The following is a 255-nucleotide window of genomic DNA, read 5'->3' on the forward strand; positions in this document are numbered from 1 at the left end:
CAGGGGTGGGCGGTGGCTCATGCGGCGAAGGCGATGGGGATCTCGCGTCAGTGCGCCCACCGGTGGGTGGCCCGCTTCGATGCCGAGGGCGAGGCCGGGTTGACGGATCGGTCCTCCCGGCCGAGGTCGAGCCCACGCCGCACCAGCGCAGCGGTCGAGGCCGCGATCCTGGCTGCCAGGGTCGAGCACCGCCGCGGGCAGGACTGGCTCGGGCCCGAGCTGGGCGTGCCGGCCCGCACCGTCAGCCGCGTCCTG

Annotated in this window: 1 protein-coding gene; it reads left to right on the top strand. The window is 76.1% G+C overall.

Annotated elements, in window-relative coordinates; all coding sequences use genetic code 11:
• Window positions 1–255, top strand: a 255-nt coding sequence (locus tag IG69_RS0119710; protein ID WP_030529858.1) for a helix-turn-helix domain-containing protein, incomplete at both ends; no start/stop codon positions are given.

Origin of the sequence: Phycicoccus jejuensis (assembly GCF_000720925.1) — a bacterium.
GTDB lineage: Bacteria > Actinomycetota > Actinomycetes > Actinomycetales > Dermatophilaceae > Phycicoccus > Phycicoccus jejuensis.